Source organism: Chryseobacterium rhizosphaerae (assembly GCF_003385455.1).
In the GTDB taxonomy this organism is placed as follows: Bacteria; Bacteroidota; Bacteroidia; order Flavobacteriales; family Weeksellaceae; genus Chryseobacterium; species Chryseobacterium rhizosphaerae.
In genome coordinates this window covers 243,887-261,611 of sequence record NZ_QNUF01000003.1, presented here as the reverse complement: position 1 = coordinate 261,611, position 17,725 = coordinate 243,887, and the positions used below count along the sequence as shown (strand labels likewise).

The 17,725-nt window shown below is 35.7% G+C and carries 21 protein-coding genes; 16 read left to right on the top strand and 5 right to left on the bottom strand.

All coding sequences use genetic code 11. The features are described from left to right. Positions 1–44: 44 nt before the first annotated feature. The 4 genes from porW to DRF57_RS04190 all read right to left on the bottom strand — a co-directional run bounded on the left by porW (position 45) and on the right by DRF57_RS04190 (position 4,535). Positions 45–2,627, bottom strand: coding sequence for a type IX secretion system periplasmic lipoprotein PorW/SprE (gene porW / locus DRF57_RS04205; protein WP_115917046.1), 2,583 nt, complete (start codon positions 2,625–2,627; stop codon positions 45–47). Between the two features lie 86 nt (positions 2,628–2,713). Then, the gene (locus DRF57_RS04200; RefSeq protein ID WP_115917044.1) at positions 2,714–3,268 is read right to left on the bottom strand and encodes a Maf family protein; all 555 of its coding nucleotides are present in this window, start codon (positions 3,266–3,268) and stop codon (positions 2,714–2,716) included. A gap of 9 nt (positions 3,269–3,277) precedes the next feature. Then, positions 3,278–3,796: a KdsC family phosphatase gene (locus DRF57_RS04195; protein WP_047489927.1), complete on the bottom strand. Its 519-nt coding sequence runs from the start codon at positions 3,794–3,796 to the stop codon at positions 3,278–3,280. Next, positions 3,786–4,535 carry a Rossmann-like and DUF2520 domain-containing protein gene (locus DRF57_RS04190; protein ID WP_115917042.1) on the bottom strand — a complete coding sequence of 250 codons (750 nt, stop codon included), beginning with the start codon at positions 4,533–4,535 and terminating at the stop codon, positions 3,786–3,788. The genes DRF57_RS04195 and DRF57_RS04190 overlap by 11 nt, the downstream gene beginning before the upstream one ends. Before the next feature lie 201 nt (positions 4,536–4,736). On the opposite strand from DRF57_RS04190, the gene DRF57_RS04185 reads away from it, so the two are divergent. The 4 genes from DRF57_RS04185 (at position 4,737) to lepA (ending at position 8,488) form a co-directional block, all read left to right on the top strand. Continuing rightward, complete coding sequence (locus DRF57_RS04185) at positions 4,737–5,288, top strand: RNA polymerase sigma factor (protein ID WP_047489920.1); 552 nt, start codon at positions 4,737–4,739, stop codon at positions 5,286–5,288. A gap of 17 nt (positions 5,289–5,305) precedes the next feature. Beyond that, the gene (locus DRF57_RS04180; protein WP_115917040.1) at positions 5,306–5,842 is read left to right on the top strand and encodes a hypothetical protein; all 537 of its coding nucleotides are present in this window, start codon (positions 5,306–5,308) and stop codon (positions 5,840–5,842) included. 5 nt (positions 5,843–5,847) lie between these two features. Beyond that, the gene (locus tag DRF57_RS04175; RefSeq protein WP_047489914.1) at positions 5,848–6,354 is read left to right on the top strand and encodes a hypothetical protein; all 507 of its coding nucleotides are present in this window, start codon (positions 5,848–5,850) and stop codon (positions 6,352–6,354) included. A gap of 337 nt (positions 6,355–6,691) precedes the next feature. Further along, positions 6,692–8,488 (top strand): translation elongation factor 4, encoded by a 1,797-nt coding sequence (lepA, locus tag DRF57_RS04170; protein WP_047489911.1) that lies wholly within the window; start codon positions 6,692–6,694, stop codon positions 8,486–8,488. A 50-nt stretch (positions 8,489–8,538) separates the two neighbouring features. On the opposite strand, the gene DRF57_RS04165 is transcribed toward lepA, so the two are convergent. Continuing rightward, positions 8,539–9,183, bottom strand: a complete 645-nt coding sequence (locus tag DRF57_RS04165; protein ID WP_115917038.1) for a DUF1579 domain-containing protein — start codon at positions 9,181–9,183, stop codon at positions 8,539–8,541. Positions 9,184–9,302: 119 nt separating this feature from the next. Between DRF57_RS04165 and DRF57_RS04160 the strand changes: the two genes are divergently transcribed. From DRF57_RS04160 to DRF57_RS04105, 12 genes are all read left to right on the top strand, one after another. After that, the gene (locus tag DRF57_RS04160; protein ID WP_115917036.1) at positions 9,303–9,998 is read left to right on the top strand and encodes an NUDIX hydrolase; all 696 of its coding nucleotides are present in this window, start codon (positions 9,303–9,305) and stop codon (positions 9,996–9,998) included. A gap of 349 nt (positions 9,999–10,347) precedes the next feature. Next, complete coding sequence (locus tag DRF57_RS04155; RefSeq protein ID WP_115917034.1) at positions 10,348–10,890, top strand: NADAR family protein; 543 nt, start codon at positions 10,348–10,350, stop codon at positions 10,888–10,890. A gap of 31 nt (positions 10,891–10,921) precedes the next feature. After that, positions 10,922–11,467 (top strand): prolyl hydroxylase family protein, encoded by a 546-nt coding sequence (locus tag DRF57_RS04150; protein WP_115917032.1) that lies wholly within the window; start codon positions 10,922–10,924, stop codon positions 11,465–11,467. A gap of 73 nt (positions 11,468–11,540) precedes the next feature. Continuing rightward, entirely contained in the window at positions 11,541–11,876 is a 336-nt protein-coding gene (locus DRF57_RS04145) for a hypothetical protein (RefSeq protein ID WP_047489898.1), read from the top strand. Positions 11,877–11,878: 2 nt separating this feature from the next. Further along, a complete protein-coding gene (locus tag DRF57_RS04140; protein ID WP_115917031.1) occupies positions 11,879–12,733 on the top strand; it encodes a hypothetical protein in 855 nt (284 codons plus the stop codon). Positions 12,734–12,777: 44 nt separating this feature from the next. Then, on the top strand, positions 12,778–13,848 hold the full coding sequence (locus DRF57_RS04135) for an adenylosuccinate synthetase (protein WP_115917029.1): 1,071 nt from the start codon (positions 12,778–12,780) through the stop codon (positions 13,846–13,848). Between the two features lie 83 nt (positions 13,849–13,931). Then, a complete protein-coding gene (locus DRF57_RS04130; RefSeq protein WP_115917084.1) occupies positions 13,932–14,408 on the top strand; it encodes a macro domain-containing protein in 477 nt (158 codons plus the stop codon). Between the two features lie 6 nt (positions 14,409–14,414). Continuing rightward, complete coding sequence (locus DRF57_RS04125; protein WP_115917027.1) at positions 14,415–15,008, top strand: DUF4291 domain-containing protein; 594 nt, start codon at positions 14,415–14,417, stop codon at positions 15,006–15,008. 10 nt (positions 15,009–15,018) lie between these two features. Continuing rightward, positions 15,019–15,447 (top strand): ADP-ribosylation/crystallin J1, encoded by a 429-nt coding sequence (locus DRF57_RS04120; protein ID WP_115917082.1) that lies wholly within the window; start codon positions 15,019–15,021, stop codon positions 15,445–15,447. A 36-nt stretch (positions 15,448–15,483) separates the two neighbouring features. Further along, positions 15,484–16,299 carry a TIGR02452 family protein gene (locus DRF57_RS04115; protein WP_115917025.1) on the top strand — a complete coding sequence of 272 codons (816 nt, stop codon included), beginning with the start codon at positions 15,484–15,486 and terminating at the stop codon, positions 16,297–16,299. Between the two features lie 118 nt (positions 16,300–16,417). Then, positions 16,418–16,615 carry a hypothetical protein gene (locus DRF57_RS04110; protein WP_115917023.1) on the top strand — a complete coding sequence of 66 codons (198 nt, stop codon included), beginning with the start codon at positions 16,418–16,420 and terminating at the stop codon, positions 16,613–16,615. 187 nt (positions 16,616–16,802) lie between these two features. Then, positions 16,803–17,495 carry a DUF2971 domain-containing protein gene (locus DRF57_RS04105; protein ID WP_115917021.1) on the top strand — a complete coding sequence of 231 codons (693 nt, stop codon included), beginning with the start codon at positions 16,803–16,805 and terminating at the stop codon, positions 17,493–17,495. Positions 17,496–17,725 lie beyond the last annotated feature (230 nt).

Here is a 17,725-nt window from a genome sequence, read left to right as displayed (position 1 = left end):
ATTACATAAAAAAAAAGCGAAGATTTAATCTTCGCTTTTTTATTTTATTGAGGCCTTTTAGGAATGGTTGATTCCGTGGGCTGCTGTGTTGCTCTTTTCTTTTTTTCTTGCTGGCTGTTACTTCCAGGCTTTTTTGGAGTTTCTAAGCCCTCTAAATTATTGTTATTGAGGCCGGCTTTTTGTAAGCCTTCCTGTACAGGTACAGATGAATTGGCATTAGGCTGTACAGGCACTTCTGGCTGCTTAGGAACAGAATTCCCTTTATTGTCAGTGGCCTGGAAGCTAAGATCACTTTTCAGATAATTCAGCATTTCTTTAGCCCTCACTCCTTCCGGAGTTTTAGAATAATTCAGTGCAATCTGCTCAAGCTGCAGGATCATAACCTCTTTTCCACTGGATTTTCCTGCATTAAAGGCATTGAGTAAATACAGTTTAGGAACTAAAGCATCTTTTGGAAACTTTTGGATCGTCTGGTCAATAATGTTCTTACTGTCATCAAACTTCTCCGATTCAAATAAAGCATAGGCCTTTTTATATTCATTTTCAACATCTTCCGTAGATTTTACAAATGAATTATTTTTAGGATTTCTTGCAAATTCAGCGTATGAAGTATAAGGATAGTCCTTTAAAAGAATCTGTTTGGCCCTGTCTGATATCTGAGGATTTTTCTCGTAGTTCATGGCAAAAATCTCATACAGTGCCTGAAGCATTACCTTCTCTTCAGGTTTTACATCTACAAGGTCATACAGCGTTTTTGTAGCTAAAGGCGTATTGGTAAAATAATTCTGATACATGATTCCAAGGCCTAAAGAGGCTGTATCCCTATCCTTTTTCAGCTGGGATAGTTTACCCTGGTCTGTTGGGATCTGCTCAATATAATAAGCCGGTTCAAAACGTCTGGGGTTAGGGGCGGCTGTCACTCCTAAAGCTTCATTCTTCATGTCTTCAATAGAAACCATCTTTTTTGAAAAACGCCAGTTATCAGCAAGAGCTCTGTCTCCCCAAACCTGTTTAAAGGATGATGTTCCTTTACTTACTGTTCCGGTATTACTAAAATAAAAACCTTTTGTAGTAACCCCAAAGTCTTCAAAAGCATTGGTATTATTGGCAAAAATAGAATTGGCATTATAATCTCCGGTATCAAAACCTTTGTTTCTTTCCGCACGTCTTCTCTCCTGCTCTTCTTTTTCTTCTTTAGCCTTTAGCTTAGCGATATACTTGGAGAAAAAGTCTGTTTTCTGCCCCTCATCCATCCTTGCTAACGAAAGAATACTATCATTTTTTTTAATCAGATAATAGTTTTTCGAGATTTTTTTAATGTATTCAGACTGATCTTTCAGCAAAACCTTGGAAGGCTCATAAGTCATTACCACAAGTGCTGAATCATAGTAACTTCCGGCACCGATATAGTCATTCTTTTCCAGATAGCTCTTCCCTATTTCATAATACGCCAAACCTCTGATTTGAGGATCGGAAACCTTTTCAAATAAAGATTTTCTGAAAAACTGCTGGGCTTCGTCTTTTTTTCCTGCCTTATTGGCCATCAGACCTAAAGCATAATAAAATTCATTCTTTCTGGAAGCGTAAGTCCCTTTTTTACTGATGCTTTCCAGGTAATTTTTTGCGCCATTGTAGTCTCCTTTTCCATTAAAAGTCTTGGCAATAGCAATCTGGGATTTTACTTCAAATTCAAAATCATTGGCATATTTGTAGGCTGCAGCATAGCTGTCTCTTGCCTTTTCATTTTGTCCGAGATTTTCCTGTACCTGCCCTCTGAGATAAGCAATCCTGCTCTTAAGCTTCCTGTTACCATTCAGTTCAAATGCTTCATCCAGCTCTTTTGCAGCCTCCTCTTTCTTACCGGAATCCAACAGAGACTCAGCATAATAAATACTCAGAAGTTTTGCATATGTTTTATTGATCTTCTCCCCTTTCAGCTTGGCAAAAGTTTCATGGGCTCTGTGATAATCTTTGATGTTGTCATAAGCTAACCCCTGATAAATTCTTGCCAATGGAATCCTTTTATCATCTTTCATACGGGTGAAAACATAATTCAGGGCATCCAGAGCTTCCAAAGGTTTGTTTTGATAAATTCTGGATTGTGCCAGGATCATATAGGCTTCAAAAATCTGTTTATTCTTCTCTTCCCCGTTTCTGATCACCGAATATTTATTGATAGCCTTCAGTGCTTTAGCTTCAGCGATCTCTAAAGTGGTAGCCCCTTTATTCTGGCCGTCATCCTGATTATCCTGGGCGTTTCCAGGCATATTTCCCTGCATTCCCGGGATATTCGGGATACCGGTGCCATTTCTTCCCGATGTCTTTGGGTTGGCTACTTCAGCCATTTTCATGGAATTCTCTGCAAAAGCTGCAGACTGTCCAAGATCACTTCCTAAAGGTTGTTCTTCATAGGTGAGAATAGGGATATAAGGAGCATAAAAATTATCTTTATGTCCCTTGTCTCTGGTGGTAAACTCACTGTTTAATGCATCCTTAGCATTAAAAAGGGTGTTATAATATGTGGAAAAACCTTTCAATAGCTTAGACCGCTGCTCTGGCTTTTTTGTTTTGGTAGCACATGAAGCAACGATACACATTACTAAAAGGAACAATATATTCTTTTTCATTATTCAATATAACTAGCTAATCTGCTTTTTATTATAAGCAGTTTGATGATTTTGTAAAAATAATAAAATTTTATAATGAATAATATTTATATTTCTCTCAAAATTTTGTAAACCAAATGGGTAGGAAGCCCCATAATAGTATAAAAGCTTCCCGTCATGCTTGTAATCTTAGCCATACCCAGCCATTCCTGGATACCATAGCTGCCCGCTTTATCGAAAGGTTTGTACCCCTGAATATAATAGCCTATTTCCTCATCGGTAATCTCATCAAACGTTACATCGGCTACATCGGTCTCGGTAATAGATCGATCAGCTGTTTTTACCGTGATTCCGGTATAAACCTGATGTGTTTTTCCGGAAAGCTGACGAAGCATCTTCCGGGCGTCAGCTTCATCGGCCGGTTTGCCAAGAATCTGATCATCAATAGCCACAACCGTATCGGATGTGAGTAAAACTTCGTCATCGATAAGGCTTCTGAAGGTGTCTGCTTTTAACTGAGATAAATAAGCGGCCGCTTCCTCTATTTTGATATGGTCTGGCAGAATTTCTTCACAATCTGTTTTTACCACTTCAAATTCAAAACCAAGACTGGAAAGAAGTTCCTTTCTTCTTGGGGATTGTGATGCTAAAAGTAATTTCATGAATACGAATTATACAGATTGAGTATTATCATCATGCCAGTTCCCCTGAACTTTCATAACCTGCTCTATGACGTCACGCACAGCACCGCTCCCTCCTTTTTTTGGAGAAATATAACTGGAAATTCCTTTTACTTCCGGAACTGCATTTTCAGGGCATGCTGCTATTGCAGAGCTTTCCATGATATGGATATCCGGAAGATCATCTCCCATAGTCAGGATTTCCTCATTTTTAAGATTGTATTTCTTTTTAAAATCCTCAAAATCCTCAATTTTATTATGGGATTTCGGATAGTAATCCTGGATTCCAAGATAATTGATTCTATGTTTTACCATCTCATCGTTTCCTCCGGTGATTACTCCAATCAAATAATTATTTTTTAAAGCCTTAACGACTGCATAACCGTCCAGTACATTCATTACCCTGCACATATTTCCTCCGGGAAGAAGAAAAACACTGCCATCCGTAAAAACACCGTCAACATCAAATACAAATGCTTTTATATCTTTTAATTTCTCTTTATAACTCATACATTTTTTGAATAGAATGATTCATTGTTTTATAAATTTCAAGACTCTCGTCTTTTAATAACTGTTCGTGCAGCTGTAAAATTCTTACATCATTTCTTACTGCAGGACCAGTCTGTGCCATTTTAGGCTCTATCTCATAGATTTTTTGTACCGTTTCATCAATTAAAGGCAAGAAATAATCAAAAGGAATCTCCTGAGAATCTGAAATTTCTTTTGCTCTTGAAAAAAGATGATTCACAAAATTACAGGCAAAAACTGCTGTCAGGTGAATATATTTTCTTTTTTCATGGGTGCTTTCCATTACATTTTTGGAGACCACAGAAGCAAGATCAGAAAGAAGTTTTTGATCCTCCTTATTTTCAGTTTCTATAAAAAACGGGATCTTTTCATATTCCAGATCTTTCGATTTTGAAAAAGTCTGCAACGGATAAAAACTGGCCTTTCGGTATTCTCCTGAAAGAATTTCTTTGGGAAGTGACCCTGAAGTATGAGCCACCAGGCAGTTCTTCTTGGTGATCATCTTAGAAACTTCTTCTACAGAATGATCACTTACACAGATTATATACAGATCTGCATCTTTCAGCCGTTCTGTAGAATAAGGTAGATTCAGTTCTTCAGCTATTTTCTTTAGCTCATTTTCGTTCCTGCCAAAAATCTGGGCCAAAGGAATCCCTTTCAGACTGAAAGCCTTTGCCATGTGATAGGCAACATTTCCGGAACCGATAATTACAATTTGCATATAACAAATATAAGATTTTAAGCCGAGTACTGAAAAGAAAGAGGGTAGGGGAAACTGGAAGGTAAGGATAGGCATACTTATTGCCTGTAGTCTAACGCTTAGTACCAGAAAATTTCATATTATTTTGATTTTTAAGGTGAAAATTGAAGAAGTAATTTAACTTTCAGTTACTTTTGTAATCCAAAACAGTGAAAGCATCTTATGAAGATTAAGGACGCGGAAATTATTTCGTTGATGCAGAATCCACGGACCCAGGAAAAAGGTGTTCGTGCCTTGATGGATGCTTATCAAAGCAGATTGTATTGGCACATTCGAAGAATTATCGTGGATGGAGATCTTGCTCAGGATACTTTGCAGGAAACTTTTATTAAAGCTTATCAGAATTTTCATCAGTTCAAAAATGACAGCCAGTTGTATACCTGGCTTTACAGAATTGCTACCAACGAAGCATTACAGCAGGTCAACAAAATGAATAAAATGAAAAAGACTGATGAAGATGCAGAATATCATATGCAGAATCTTGTCGCTGACAATACCGAAGGAAGTGCCGAAGAAATACAAATACTGTTACAGAACGCTATACAAAGTTTGCCCGAAAAGCAAAAACTGGTATTTATGATGCGGTATTATGATGATTTGCCCTACGAAGAAATATCTAAAATTGTAGATATGTCTGTAGGGACTTTAAAAACAAATTATCATTATGCCAAGCAGAAAATAGAAGAATTTATTAAAGAAAATTACGAAAGATAATTTTTGAAAAAACAGAAATGAAAGAGTTCGACATAGAAAAATTAGAACGTAAAAATATTTACAAAGTCCCTGATCATTTGTTTGCAAACATTCAGGAGAATGTTATGAATGATATTAAGACAAGCAAAAAAGCTCCTGTCTTTAAATTAAACTGGATGTACGCCGCCGCCGCATCAGTAGCATTGATTTTTGGAATGACTTATGTTTTAAATTCTGATAATGACTCTGCTGAAAAAGGGTTAACTTCAGATACTGCCTATGCGGCCAATAAAGGAGAACCCAAAACAGAGGGCGAACTTGCTTATGAAACATTGAAAGCTGATTTAACTTCTGCTGATAATAATAATCAAACAGTTGTAAATCAGGGAAGTAATGTTGACTATGCTTTTAAAAACGAAAAAGAAAAAACAGAAGCGTCACCAAAGTCAGTGAAAGCCACACCCAAAAAAGACGAAGCCAAAATGAATGATTACCTGGATTCGTTTTCTAATTCTGAAATTGCAGAATTGGCTAGTAACTCGACGCAAGACGTTTATTTGGACTTATATAATTAATAAAGATGAAAAAGATAATATTGACGTTTTTTATTATTTATGGTTTCGGCTTGAATGCTCAAAGGACGGATTATGACTGGAAAAAGATGGATCCAAAACAACGGAAAGAAGTCATCAACAATCTTTCTCCTGAAGAAAGAAAAGAACTGCTTAAGAAGTTTAGGAACAACATGATCATGGATAATCTGAACATTGATCAGGATGATAAAGCAGAATTTACTCAGCTTTATAATGAGTATCTGGAAAGTCAGAAACAGATAAAGGGACAGTTCGATCCTGGCTTCAATCCTGAAACATTATCAGATGAAGAAGCCAAAGTTAAACTTCAGCAAAGCTTTGAGATAGGGCAGAAGCTATTGGATAACAGAAAAAAATATGCAGATAAAATGCAGCAGGTAATTCCCTGTCAAAAAGTCTTAAAGCTGTTTCAGTCTGAGGGTATGATGAGAGATAAAATGAATGAAAGAAAACCTCACGGAAATAATAATTCCGGACCTAAACAGACCCCATAATAGTTTATTTTTTTAATGTTGGACGGCTCTTACAAATCTTTTTTTGTGAGAGCCGTTTAATTTTGAATCAGTTAAATTCTCCAGTGCTAAAAGATCTGTTGGTTTTATAATGACGAATATCTTTTTGAATCGTAATGCCAAGGCGGTTTATTTATATCCTTAAGAGTCATTATTTGTTATTGAAACTACAACGTAACGATTTTGTACCTGTATAATGGGATTCTTTGGCCCGGGAATACAACATTCCTGATGAAATTTAAATAAATTGATACAATAAGATTATGAAATACAATAATCTCTGTCTTTTTTTTATCTTTGCAAATTACAAGATTCTTAAATGAAAAACATACGAAATTTTTGCATAATCGCTCATATCGACCATGGTAAAAGTACCTTGGCAGACCGTCTTTTGGAGTATACGAATACCGTTACCCAAAGAGAACTACAGTCTCAGACGCTGGATGATATGGATTTGGAGAAAGAACGTGGGATTACGATTAAGTCTCACGCGATCCAGATGGATTATGAGTATAAAGGAGAAAAATATATTCTAAACCTGATTGATACACCGGGACACGTAGACTTCTCTTATGAAGTTTCCCGTTCTATTGCTGCCTGTGAAGGAGCTCTTCTTATTGTGGATGCTGCCCAGAGTATTCAGGCACAAACGATCAGTAATTTATATTTAGCATTGGAAAATGACTTGGAGATTATTCCAATTCTTAATAAAATAGATCTTCCATCTGCAAACCCAGAAGAAGTTACCGACGAAATTATGGGACTTTTAGGGTGCAAATATGAAGATGTTCTTAGAGTTTCAGGGAAAACGGGAGAAGGGGTTCATGATTTGCTTGAGCAGATTGTGAATAGAATTCCTGCGCCGGTTGGCGACCCCAAAGCTCCACTACAGGCATTGATCTTTGACTCTGTTTACAACCCGTTCAGAGGAATTGAGGCTTATTTCAAAGTGGTGAACGGAAGTATTTCTAAAAACGAAAAGATTAAATTTTTTGCTACAGGAAAAGAATATGGTGCTGATGAAGTAGGAACTTTGAAACTAAAACAAGTTCCGAAAAAGACTATTGAATGTGGTGATGTAGGATATATTATTTCCGGGATTAAAGATGCAAGAGAAGTTAAAGTGGGTGATACCATTACCTCCTTTGTGAATCCTGCAGAAGCTGCCATCGATGGTTTTGAGGAAGTAAAGCCAATGGTTTTTGCCGGAATTTATCCTATTGAATCTGAAGATTTTGAGGAACTAAGATTCTCATTGGAAAAATTAAGACTAAATGATGCCTCTTTGGTTTTTGAACCTGAAAGTTCTGCAGCACTTGGTTTTGGTTTCCGTTGCGGATTCTTAGGAATGCTTCACATGGAAATTGTACAGGAACGTCTTGACAGAGAATTTGATATGAACGTTATTACTACGGTACCCAATGTTTCATACCATGGATATTCTAAAAGAGAACCTGAAACTGCAATTTTAATCAACAATCCATCTGAAATGATTGATCCCAATCTTTTGGATAGAGTTGAAGAGCCTTATATAAAAGCTTCCATTATTACTAAATCCGATTTCGTAGGGGCCGTTATGACGCTTTGTATTGAAAAAAGAGGAGAGATTGTTAACCAAAGTTATTTAACGGCAGACAGGGTAGAATTAACATTCAATATGCCTTTGGCTGAAGTTGTTTTCGACTTCTATGACCGTTTGAAATCTATTTCCAAAGGATATGCTTCATTTGATTATTCACCAATAGGTATGCGTTCTTCCAAACTGGTTAAAATGGATATTCTGATCAATGGAGATATGGTAGATGCTCTTTCTTCACTGATCCACGAGAGTAATGCCTATTATATTGGTAAAAAGATGTGTGAAAAACTTCGTGAACTGATTCCGAGACAGCAGTTTGATATTGCCGTTCAGGCAGCATTGGGAGCGAAAGTTATTGCCAGAGAAACAATCAAGGCATTAAGAAAAGACGTTACCGCGAAATGTTATGGAGGGGATATTTCCAGAAAGAGAAAACTTTTGGAAAAGCAGAAAGAAGGTAAGAAAAAAATGAAGCAGATCGGAAGGGTAGAAGTGCCACAGTCTGCGTTCATGGCTGTATTAAAGCTTAATGATTAATTCATTCATTATAAAACAAAAACCGCTTCAATTAAGAAGCGGTTTTTTATTTATTTTTTACGTGTGAATTTTATTTCCATTGTTTTCATTTCCTTTCCTGTTTTAGGATTAGGTCCATACATTTCCAAGGTATGGTTATTATCATCCGTAAACGTATAGACTTCTCTTACTTCACATTCTTTTCCCGGTCGGCTTGGATCTGTCATTTTACCCTTAAAATCAATAGATTTTTTAGCTGCATTCCAATCTCCCTCGGCATGCATTAATCCCGTTCCCATATTGTCTATCCATGTGCTTACAAACTTTTTCTTGGCGTTATCATAGCCCATAATGCTCATGCCTTCAAAGGGCATTCCCATAAAGTTTCCTTTATAGTTGCTTACCTGATAGCGTCCTTCAAAGATCATTTTATTGGTGCATTCAGAAGTGCTGGTTGCTGCTTTTCCACTGTCATCCATCCACATGCTGGTAGCACCAGTCCAGTTTCCATCAAATTTGGCCAGCATTTTATGCATGTCGCCCGGAGTGGCAAATTCCATCCATGCTTTCGTTGCAGTGGCTGAATCTACGGGCTTCCATTCAGATTTTGCAGTGGCAGAATCAGTTTTTTCAGTAGTATCGGCTGCGGTTGTTTTTCCTTTCTCGCAGGCTGTCAGTAAAAAAGCCATGGAAAGAATGGTTAGTAAATTTTTCATAAATATTTAATTTTAAGTTGGTTATAATAATAACTTAAAGGTATGAACTTTTATTATATGTAATTTTTTTATTGTTATGATAAATTGTATATTTGTGTATTCGTAACGCAAATTAATTTATGGAATCTCCCAAAAAATTACAGGACATAAAAGTGGCTGTAGATGCCGTTATCTTTGGTTATTTTGATAAAAAAGACCTGCAGATTCTTTTAATCAAAAGAAATATAGAACCCTTTAAAGGTGGCTGGGCTCTTCCCGGAGGCCTTGTATTGGATGATGAAAATCTGGATGATGCAGTAAAAAGGGAACTTCACGAAGAGGCAGGCATAAAGCCCGATTTTTTGGAACAACTCTATACATTTGGTAACATTGGCCGTGATCCGAGAAACAGAGTGGTTTCTGTGGCTTATTTAGGGCTTGTGAACCCTTCTTATCATGAACTGTTTGCGGACTCTGATGCAGATGATGCACAATGGTTCAGTGTCAATGCACTTCCAACTGTAGCCTTCGATCACAAAAATATTATTGATATTGCCTTAAAAAGGCTTCGTACCAAAATCCAGTATCAGCCAATTGGCTTTAATCTTCTCAATGAAGAATTTCCTTTCTCAGACCTTGAAAACCTTTACAAAACTATTGTGGGACAGGAAATTGACCGCAGAAATTTCAGAAAAAAAATCATGAGCTACGGTTTACTTAATGAAACCAATAACGTTAAAAAAGAAGGAAGCGGAAGACCTGGAAAACTATTTACTTTTAATCAGGAAAAGTATAAAGAACTGGAGGAAGAAGGGTTTTATTTTGAAATCAAATAGATTTTTAAGCACAAATGACACAAAATCTTACACGAATAATTACCAATTTTCAAGTAATGCATTATTGAAAAGTATGGTTAAATATTTTATCTAAGAAAAATATTCAGAAGAGATATTCAATAGAAACGGGCTTTAGCCCGTTTTTTTATGATCAAAAATTCAATTGGCTTTAGCCAAAACCTAATAGACTCGTACCATTTTTGTCAAAATATTTGTGGTGTTAGTCTTTTATTAATTAAAATTTTAGATCTGATAATCAGTTGTTTACATTTATTAGTGTAAAAATGACACAAATAAATTTGGTAGATAAATCAGGATTCGCTTACATTTGTGTAATAATAACGCAATCATGAAATACACCAGACAAAATACTAAAGACAGATTTCAGAAAAAAGAAAGGATAAAGTTTTTATTTTTCTGGGGGCACACGGTTAAAGATGAAATCACCAAGTCATGCTTTAGCCAATGGTTTACAGGAAAGTTTGAAGAAAACGGGATTGTTTATAACACAGCAGAACATTATATGATGGCTGGTAAAGCAAGATTATTCAATGATCCCGAAACCTTGGAAAAAATATTGCAGGCATCCACTCCTAATCAGGTTAAAAGTCTGGGAAGAAAAGTAAAGAATTTTGATCCGAAGCTTTGGGATGAATATAAATATGAGATTGTAAAACAGGGAAATCTTTTAAAATTTTCACAGAACCAGAAATATAAAGACTTTCTTTTATCAACGAACAATAAGATCCTTGTAGAAGCCAGTCCTTATGATACCATTTGGGGAATCGGGATGCTGGAAACAGATTCAAGAGCAGAAAATCCTTTATTATGGAACGGAGAAAACCTTTTAGGATTTGCCTTGATGGAAGTACGGGATGAATTAAGAGGGTAAAAACACAAGAACCAGTCACAAAATAGTAATCATGGAAAAAACAGACCTACATCCGCAGATATTTTTAATTGAAGACTTTCTTACGGAAGCCGAGTGTGACCAATACATTGCCTTATCACAAGGAAAAGATTTTGAAGAAGCCAAGATCAATGTTGGAGGACGTCAACTGATGAGCAAAGGGATCAGAAATAATGACAGGCTGATGATTTTTGATAACAATCTGGCTGAAGATCTTTTTAAAAAAGCAGCTGAATTTCTTCCACAGGAGCATGAAAACTGCAAACTTTTGAATTTTAATGAAATGTTCAGGGTTTATAAGTATTCTCCCGGCCAGCAATTTAAAATGCACCGCGACGGAAGTTATATCAGAAATGAAAAAGAAAAGAGTTTCTATACCTTTTTAATTTATCTGAATGATGATTTTGAAGGGGGAGAAACAGAATTTGAAAACCTTTTCACAGTAGCTCCTAAGAAAGGCACCGCCTTAATCTTTTACCATCCTTTAAGACATGAAGGAAAAACCTTGATTAGCGGATTAAAATATGTTTTAAGAACTGATGTAATGTATTCCTGTTAAAATGAATGCAGGATTGATGCATAACTATGCTCTTTTTAATTAGCGTAATAATAACACAAAAAAATGATCAGATATGGAAGATGAATTAAAACCAAGATTTATCGAATCATTACAGAGAAATAATGATCAGATCAGAGAAGACCGTGCGCGAACGATCGGAGAAGATTCAGAATTGATCTACAGGCGCAAGGTAGAAGACATCGAGTTGAAAATAAAAAGACTCGAGCGGGAACAGGAAGGACTTATTGATATCAGTCCTTTGGACAGAAACAGTTTGACTTTTGCGGATTTTAATCCCGAAGCATTCGTTCAGAAAGACATGGAATTATCATTAACAATCAGAAATCTAAATATTCAGTTAGAAGTGAGTCAGAAGAGATTTGAATATTTATTCGGAAAAACATTTTAGTCATGGGAAGTACAAGATACGATATAGACGCTCGTTACGACAGAGCAAGCAAAGCAGGTTATAAAACAAAATCTGCAAGTGAAATCTTCACACAGAATGCCAAAAGACAGGCACATCCCTCAATGATTCCTAACGGAATTTCTTTCAGGGAATCCAGAGATTCTGAAGTGCACCCTAATTCAGTTCCAATTATCCTGGGATTGGATGTAACGGGAAGTATGGGACATATTCCTCATGAGCTCATCAGAGAAGGCCTACCTAAACTGATGGGTGGAATTATCCAAAGCGGAGTTCCGGATCCGGCATTGCTTTTCCTTGGGATAGGAGATCATGAATGTGATAGTTATCCGCTTCAGGTAGGGCAGTTTGAGTCAGGAGATGAAGAACTGGATATGTGGCTTACCCGTACTTATATTGAATCCGGAGGTGGCGGAAATGCTGGTGAAAGCTATCTTTTAGCATGGTATTTTGCCGCATTCCATACCAGAACAGATGCCTTTGAAAAAAGAAATCAGAAAGGATTATTGTTTACTGTAGGTGACGAACCTTGTCTGAAAGTACTTCCGGCATCAGCCATCAGAGAAATTATGGGTTCAGGACAACAAACCTATACTCATAATGAACTGTTGGAAGAAGCTAAAAAACGATACGAAGTATACCACATCAGTGTTTTACATTCTGATCAGGCTATAAGAGCAGACAGAGGCTGGAAAGAACTGTTAGGTCAGAATTGTATATCCATAGAAGACCACAGAGAAATTCCGGAGGTGATCAAAAGGATTATCTGTGAAAAATATAAAGATAAAACCTTTGGAACATCAAACCCTGAAGGATTAGACAACATACAGATGCTTTAGAACACCCATTTGCCGGAAGGCCAATAATTTTAAAAACGCTAGACATGAAAAAGGCGCAAATAGTAATAGGATTAGGTTTCGGAGATGAAGGAAAAGGAATCACTACAGATTTTCTGGCTCAACAAAACCCCGAGTCTGTGGTGATCAGATTTTCAGGAGGCCAACAGGCCGCTCATACAGTAATGATGGAGGATAGAAAACATGTTCATTCCAGCTTTGCAAGTGGAGCCCTTCGTGGATTACCCTCTTATTTTACGGAACATTGCACGATTCATCCTCAATTTCTATTCAATGAAAGAGAAGAATTAAAAGCAAAAAACGGAAATACAGAGCTTCATATTCATCCTTTAGCCAAGGTAACCACGCCTTTTGATGTCTGGCAAAACAGGAACAATTCAAAAAATCTGGAACATGGAACCTGTGGAAAAGGTGTAGGGGCAACGATGAAAAGAAATGAAAGTCCATACAAACTGTTTGCGATTGATCTTATTGCTCCAAGAGAAATGTTGATTGAAAAATTGAAGGGAATTGCTTATTACTATGGTTTTATGGATGAGGATCAAATGGATGAACAGATGAAACCTTTTTTAGAAGCTATTGAACAAATCAATTGGAAAATAGATGACTATAGCTATCTGAATTCATTTGAAAATCTCATTTTTGAGGGTAGTCAGGGTGTTTTATTAGATATGGACCATGGTGTTTTTCCAAACGTAACCTATGCTCATACGACTTCAAAAAATGCGTATGATATCTGTAAAAAGCTTGATATTGAAGATATTGAAATGTTTTATGTGACCAGAAGCTATGCTACACGACACGGAAATGGCTGGATGAGCAATGAAAAAGAGATGATGCTGAAAAACAATGAAGAGGAAACCTGTACCTTTAATGAGTATCAGAAAGACCTAAGATTTGGTGATTTAGACTATAAATTATTGAATTATGCCTTAAAGTTGGATGGAGCGTATGTCAATTCAACAAAAAAGAATTTAGTGATAACCTGTTTGGATCAGATTGATGAGGAGTTTAAATTTGATAAACTGGAAATGAAGTTTGATACTGTTTTCGGATCTTATTCCCCTTATTCAAAAGATTTTAAAAGACTGTTTTAATTTCTGCAGACAGAGGTTTTAATTTTATATTTAAAGTAGGAATTGCATGAGGAGGTAATTAAAGAATTTTGGAAAAAAAAACAATGAAAACGATACGCTATTTAAAAGGAGATGCTACGGTTCCACAGGCAAAAGGGATAAAAATAATAGCCCATATCTGTAATGATATCGGGGGCTGGGGAAAAGGCTTTGTACTGGCAGTTTCCAAAAGATGGGAAGCACCGGAAAAAGAATACAGGAATTGGCACCGTTTCAGAAGTGAAAATAATTTTGCTTTAGGAGAGATTCAGACGGTACAGGTTGAAAAATACATGTATGTTGCCAATATGATCGGTCAAAAAGGAATAAAAACCGGAAGTAATGGAATTCCCGTACGATATGAAGCCATTGAAAAATGCCTGGATACATTATCCAAAGAAGCCTTAGAACTCAATGCAAGCATTCATATGCCGAGAATTGGGTGTGGGCTGGCTGGCGGAAAATGGGAAGAGATAGAACCCATCATTGAGAGAACATTACTGAATAAAAATGTCGAGGTGTATATATATGATTTTGATTAATAAGTGATGAAAGAATTTGAAATAAGAGCAGATTATACCCGTGATACTATTGTTGTGTATCAGGCTTACAATAAAGCCATTGCAAAAGCTGCAGTAGAGAATCAGAAGTTTAGCGCTCCTTTTTCATTCAGCAGGATGACATGGATTAAGCCTTCTTTTCTTTGGATGATGGAACGAAGCAATTACGGACAGAAATCCAATCAGGAATGTACTCTTGCGATACATATTAAGCGGGAAGCTTGGGAAAAAGCCTTGAAACTGGCTATTTTAACCTCTCCTGAAAAAAGAGTCTATCCCAATCCCAAAATTTGGGAAGAAGAGTTTGAAAATGCCAAAGTGTACGTACAATGGGATCCTGAAAGAAATATTAAAGGAAACAAATTGGAATATCGTTCCATTCAGGTTGGAATCAGTCGCTATCTGATAGAAGAATTTAATGAAGACTGGATCGTAAAAATAGAAGATTATTCACCCCTGGTAAAAAAGATTTTGACTTTTACCAAGCAAGGAGAATTTAATAAAGCAAAGAAACTATTGCCCATAGAAAAAATATATCCGTTATCCCATGAGATGGCTCATAGGATTGGATCAGAAAATTAATATTAAAAACATGAAAACAACAAGATTGTACAGACCGGTAGGAGAGAAGGAAATGGTATTGATTATGGAGAATGGATACAAAAAATTTCCACCCAGACTGGAATGGCAGCCCATCTTTTATCCGGTACTGGATGAAAACTATGCTTCAGAAATTGCTGAGAAATGGAATACCAGAGATGAGTTTGGAAACTATCTTGGTTTTGTAACCCGTTTTGATGTTTCAGAGGAAGCTGCCAATCAATATCCGGCACAGAATGTAGGTGCCAGAAACCATAATGAATTGTGGGTTCCGTCAGAAGAGCTGGAAGCATTCAATCAAGCCATTGTGGGAAACATAGAAGTGATCAAAGTATTTGTAGGAAACGACTTTAAGGGATCAACAAATACAGAAATTGAAAGTCTGGTGAATGCTTTAAAAATAACCACCACGAATCCATAAATAATTCATGCATTCGTGGCCAAAGAGAAAACAATCATGACGAATAAAGGAATGGCAAAAGATACATTGGATATCCTGGCCAGGAAATATTATATAAACACAGAAAACGAAAGAATAGATATAGCAAAAGAGTTGGAAATCAGTAAAAAAGAAACCGCTCTTTTCACTCCGGAACAACTGTCCGAGCTTGCAGTTGCTCCAATGCCTGAAGTTCATTTTGATACTCAATTTGAAACTTGGCGTTGCAGTTCACTAAAAGCTATTTTAGAATTAGCCACAGAAGTAGATCAGGAAAAGATCATGTGTCTGAACTTTGCATCAGCCAAAAATCCAGGTGGAGGATTTATCAACGGAGCGGAAGCTCAGGAAGAAAGCCTGGCAAGAACTTCAGGTCTGTATGAAAGCCTGCTTCAGGCTTGGGATTATTACACCGTTCACAGAGCAATGGAATCGTGTTTTTATACTGATACAATGATTTACAGTCCAAAGGTTCCAGTATTTAGAAAAGATAAAGAAGAACTCTTACCTAAACCTGTTCTGTGTAATTTTATAACGTCTCCGGCAGTTAATGCAGGCGTAGTAAAACGTCAGGAACCGGAAAGAGAAAAAGAGATATTAGGTGCTATGGACATAAGAACAGATAAAATGCTGTCATTAGCCTTACATCAGGGAAATGAAACCCTTATTTTAGGAGCCTGGGGCTGTGGAGTATTCAAAAACGATCCGAAAGAAATTGCCGGTCTGTTCAAAAAGTACCTCCAGGGAAAATATAAGAACAAATTTAAAAGAGTGGTTTTTGCAGTGCTTACAAAGAAAGAAGAAATGCTGAAGCCATTTGAAGAAATACAATGAAAATTAGAAGGAATTAAGTATAAGAGAAAGATTATAACTTGTTGAATTACCATCTACAACTGTTTGAATCTTCTGTATTTAAAAGAATTATATAAATTAAATTTTAGAAAAATTAAAAATGGTTGATAAAATATATAAATATAGACCTCTTTCTGATTTTTTATTCAAAGAGCTACTTTATCAGGAAATATATTTTGCATCATATGATGAATTAAATGATCCTTTAGATCTTTTTTTAAGAATAGACTTTTCAACTGAAGATATTGAAGCAATTGAATATTTGATATATTTCATTTTTAAAACTCAAATTTATTAAATACTCTGAAATAAATAACATTCCATTATTAGATACGAAGTGGTATGTTCTTTATAATAATGAAGAAGAAAGAAAAAGAATCATCAATTTAGTTTTTGATAAATTATCACTACATAAACAAAAACAAAGCAATGTATGGTGTAATGATATAATAAATATTTTTGAAGATATACTGTCTAAAGAGCTTATGTTCAATTCAACAAATTTTAAAGCGGAAATTGATAGATTGACTAAAAAATTTTTAAAAAGTAGCTATGTTTCTTGTTTTTCAGAAACAAATAATAATTTTCTAATGTGGTCACATTACTCGACTAAACATATGGGAATCTGCTTAGAATTCAGTCTAGATAATCCAATGTCATTTCCTTACGAGTTTATTGGTAATAGAAAAATAGATAGAGAAAAATATAAGAATAGACTTTCAGAAGGAGAGATAAAATCGTACATATATTGGGAGAAATTAGACAAAGTTAGTTATCAAGAAGAGCAACCTTATATTAATTTTTACAATTTTGCTCCTGTTTTTGAAAATGAATATGATTGTGATTTACTTGGATTATCTAAATCTTGGACTCATAAATATGCTTTTGAATTAAAATCCCTATTTTCATGTAAAACTAGGAACTGGGAATATGAAAATGAGTGGAGAGCAATTGAAATTAATTTTGAGAAACAACAACAGCCCGAGGAAAGAATTAGGCATTACCCAATTGAAACACTAACAGCTATTTATTTTGGAATAAATACTCCTGAAAATGTTAAGAATAGAATTTATAAAATCTTTGAATCGAAACAGACAAAAATAGCTTTTTATGATGCAAAATTGAATGGAACAAATTCATTAGATTTTGATTATTGGAATTATTATGATGAGGAGTAAGGAGTTTAAAATATCTGATAAGAGTAGTGGAAAATATGAAAATTGAGATCATAAAAGGAGATATTACAAAGATTCAATCAGATATCTATCATAGAGAAAGTTATTTTTGTCTGTTTTGATGAAGAGAATGAAGAAATTTATAAAAAGCTTTTAAATCCTCCTCTTTAAAATCAATTATATTCGTGCATTCGTGGCCAAAAAATACAGTGTACAAAACACAATTTAAAACC

Coding starts and splice junctions, on each gene's coding strand:
- DRF57_RS04160 (WP_115917036.1), top strand. CDS start 9,303: ATGGAATCTCCCAAAAAATTACAGGACATAAAAGTGGCTGTAGATGCC.
- DRF57_RS04140 (WP_115917031.1), top strand. CDS start 11,879: ATGGGAAGTACAAGATACGATATAGACGCTCGTTACGACAGAGCAAGC.
- DRF57_RS04130 (WP_115917084.1), top strand. CDS start 13,932: ATGAAAACGATACGCTATTTAAAAGGAGATGCTACGGTTCCACAGGCA.
- DRF57_RS04200 (WP_115917044.1), bottom strand. CDS start 3,268: ATGAAATTACTTTTAGCATCACAATCCCCAAGAAGAAAGGAACTTCTT.
- DRF57_RS04180 (WP_115917040.1), top strand. CDS start 5,306: ATGAAAGAGTTCGACATAGAAAAATTAGAACGTAAAAATATTTACAAA.
- porW (WP_115917046.1), bottom strand. CDS start 2,627: ATGAAAAAGAATATATTGTTCCTTTTAGTAATGTGTATCGTTGCTTCA.
- DRF57_RS04120 (WP_115917082.1), top strand. CDS start 15,019: ATGAAAACAACAAGATTGTACAGACCGGTAGGAGAGAAGGAAATGGTA.
- DRF57_RS04125 (WP_115917027.1), top strand. CDS start 14,415: ATGAAAGAATTTGAAATAAGAGCAGATTATACCCGTGATACTATTGTT.
- DRF57_RS04145 (WP_047489898.1), top strand. CDS start 11,541: ATGGAAGATGAATTAAAACCAAGATTTATCGAATCATTACAGAGAAAT.
- DRF57_RS04135 (WP_115917029.1), top strand. CDS start 12,778: ATGAAAAAGGCGCAAATAGTAATAGGATTAGGTTTCGGAGATGAAGGA.
- DRF57_RS04105 (WP_115917021.1), top strand. CDS start 16,803: ATGTTCAATTCAACAAATTTTAAAGCGGAAATTGATAGATTGACTAAA.
- DRF57_RS04195 (WP_047489927.1), bottom strand. CDS start 3,796: ATGAGTTATAAAGAGAAATTAAAAGATATAAAAGCATTTGTATTTGAT.
- DRF57_RS04150 (WP_115917032.1), top strand. CDS start 10,922: ATGGAAAAAACAGACCTACATCCGCAGATATTTTTAATTGAAGACTTT.
- DRF57_RS04155 (WP_115917034.1), top strand. CDS start 10,348: ATGAAATACACCAGACAAAATACTAAAGACAGATTTCAGAAAAAAGAA.
- DRF57_RS04115 (WP_115917025.1), top strand. CDS start 15,484: ATGACGAATAAAGGAATGGCAAAAGATACATTGGATATCCTGGCCAGG.
- lepA (WP_047489911.1), top strand. CDS start 6,692: ATGAAAAACATACGAAATTTTTGCATAATCGCTCATATCGACCATGGT.
- DRF57_RS04175 (WP_047489914.1), top strand. CDS start 5,848: ATGAAAAAGATAATATTGACGTTTTTTATTATTTATGGTTTCGGCTTG.
- DRF57_RS04110 (WP_115917023.1), top strand. CDS start 16,418: ATGGTTGATAAAATATATAAATATAGACCTCTTTCTGATTTTTTATTC.
- DRF57_RS04185 (WP_047489920.1), top strand. CDS start 4,737: ATGAAGATTAAGGACGCGGAAATTATTTCGTTGATGCAGAATCCACGG.
- DRF57_RS04165 (WP_115917038.1), bottom strand. CDS start 9,183: ATGAAAAATTTACTAACCATTCTTTCCATGGCTTTTTTACTGACAGCC.
- DRF57_RS04190 (WP_115917042.1), bottom strand. CDS start 4,535: ATGCAAATTGTAATTATCGGTTCCGGAAATGTTGCCTATCACATGGCA.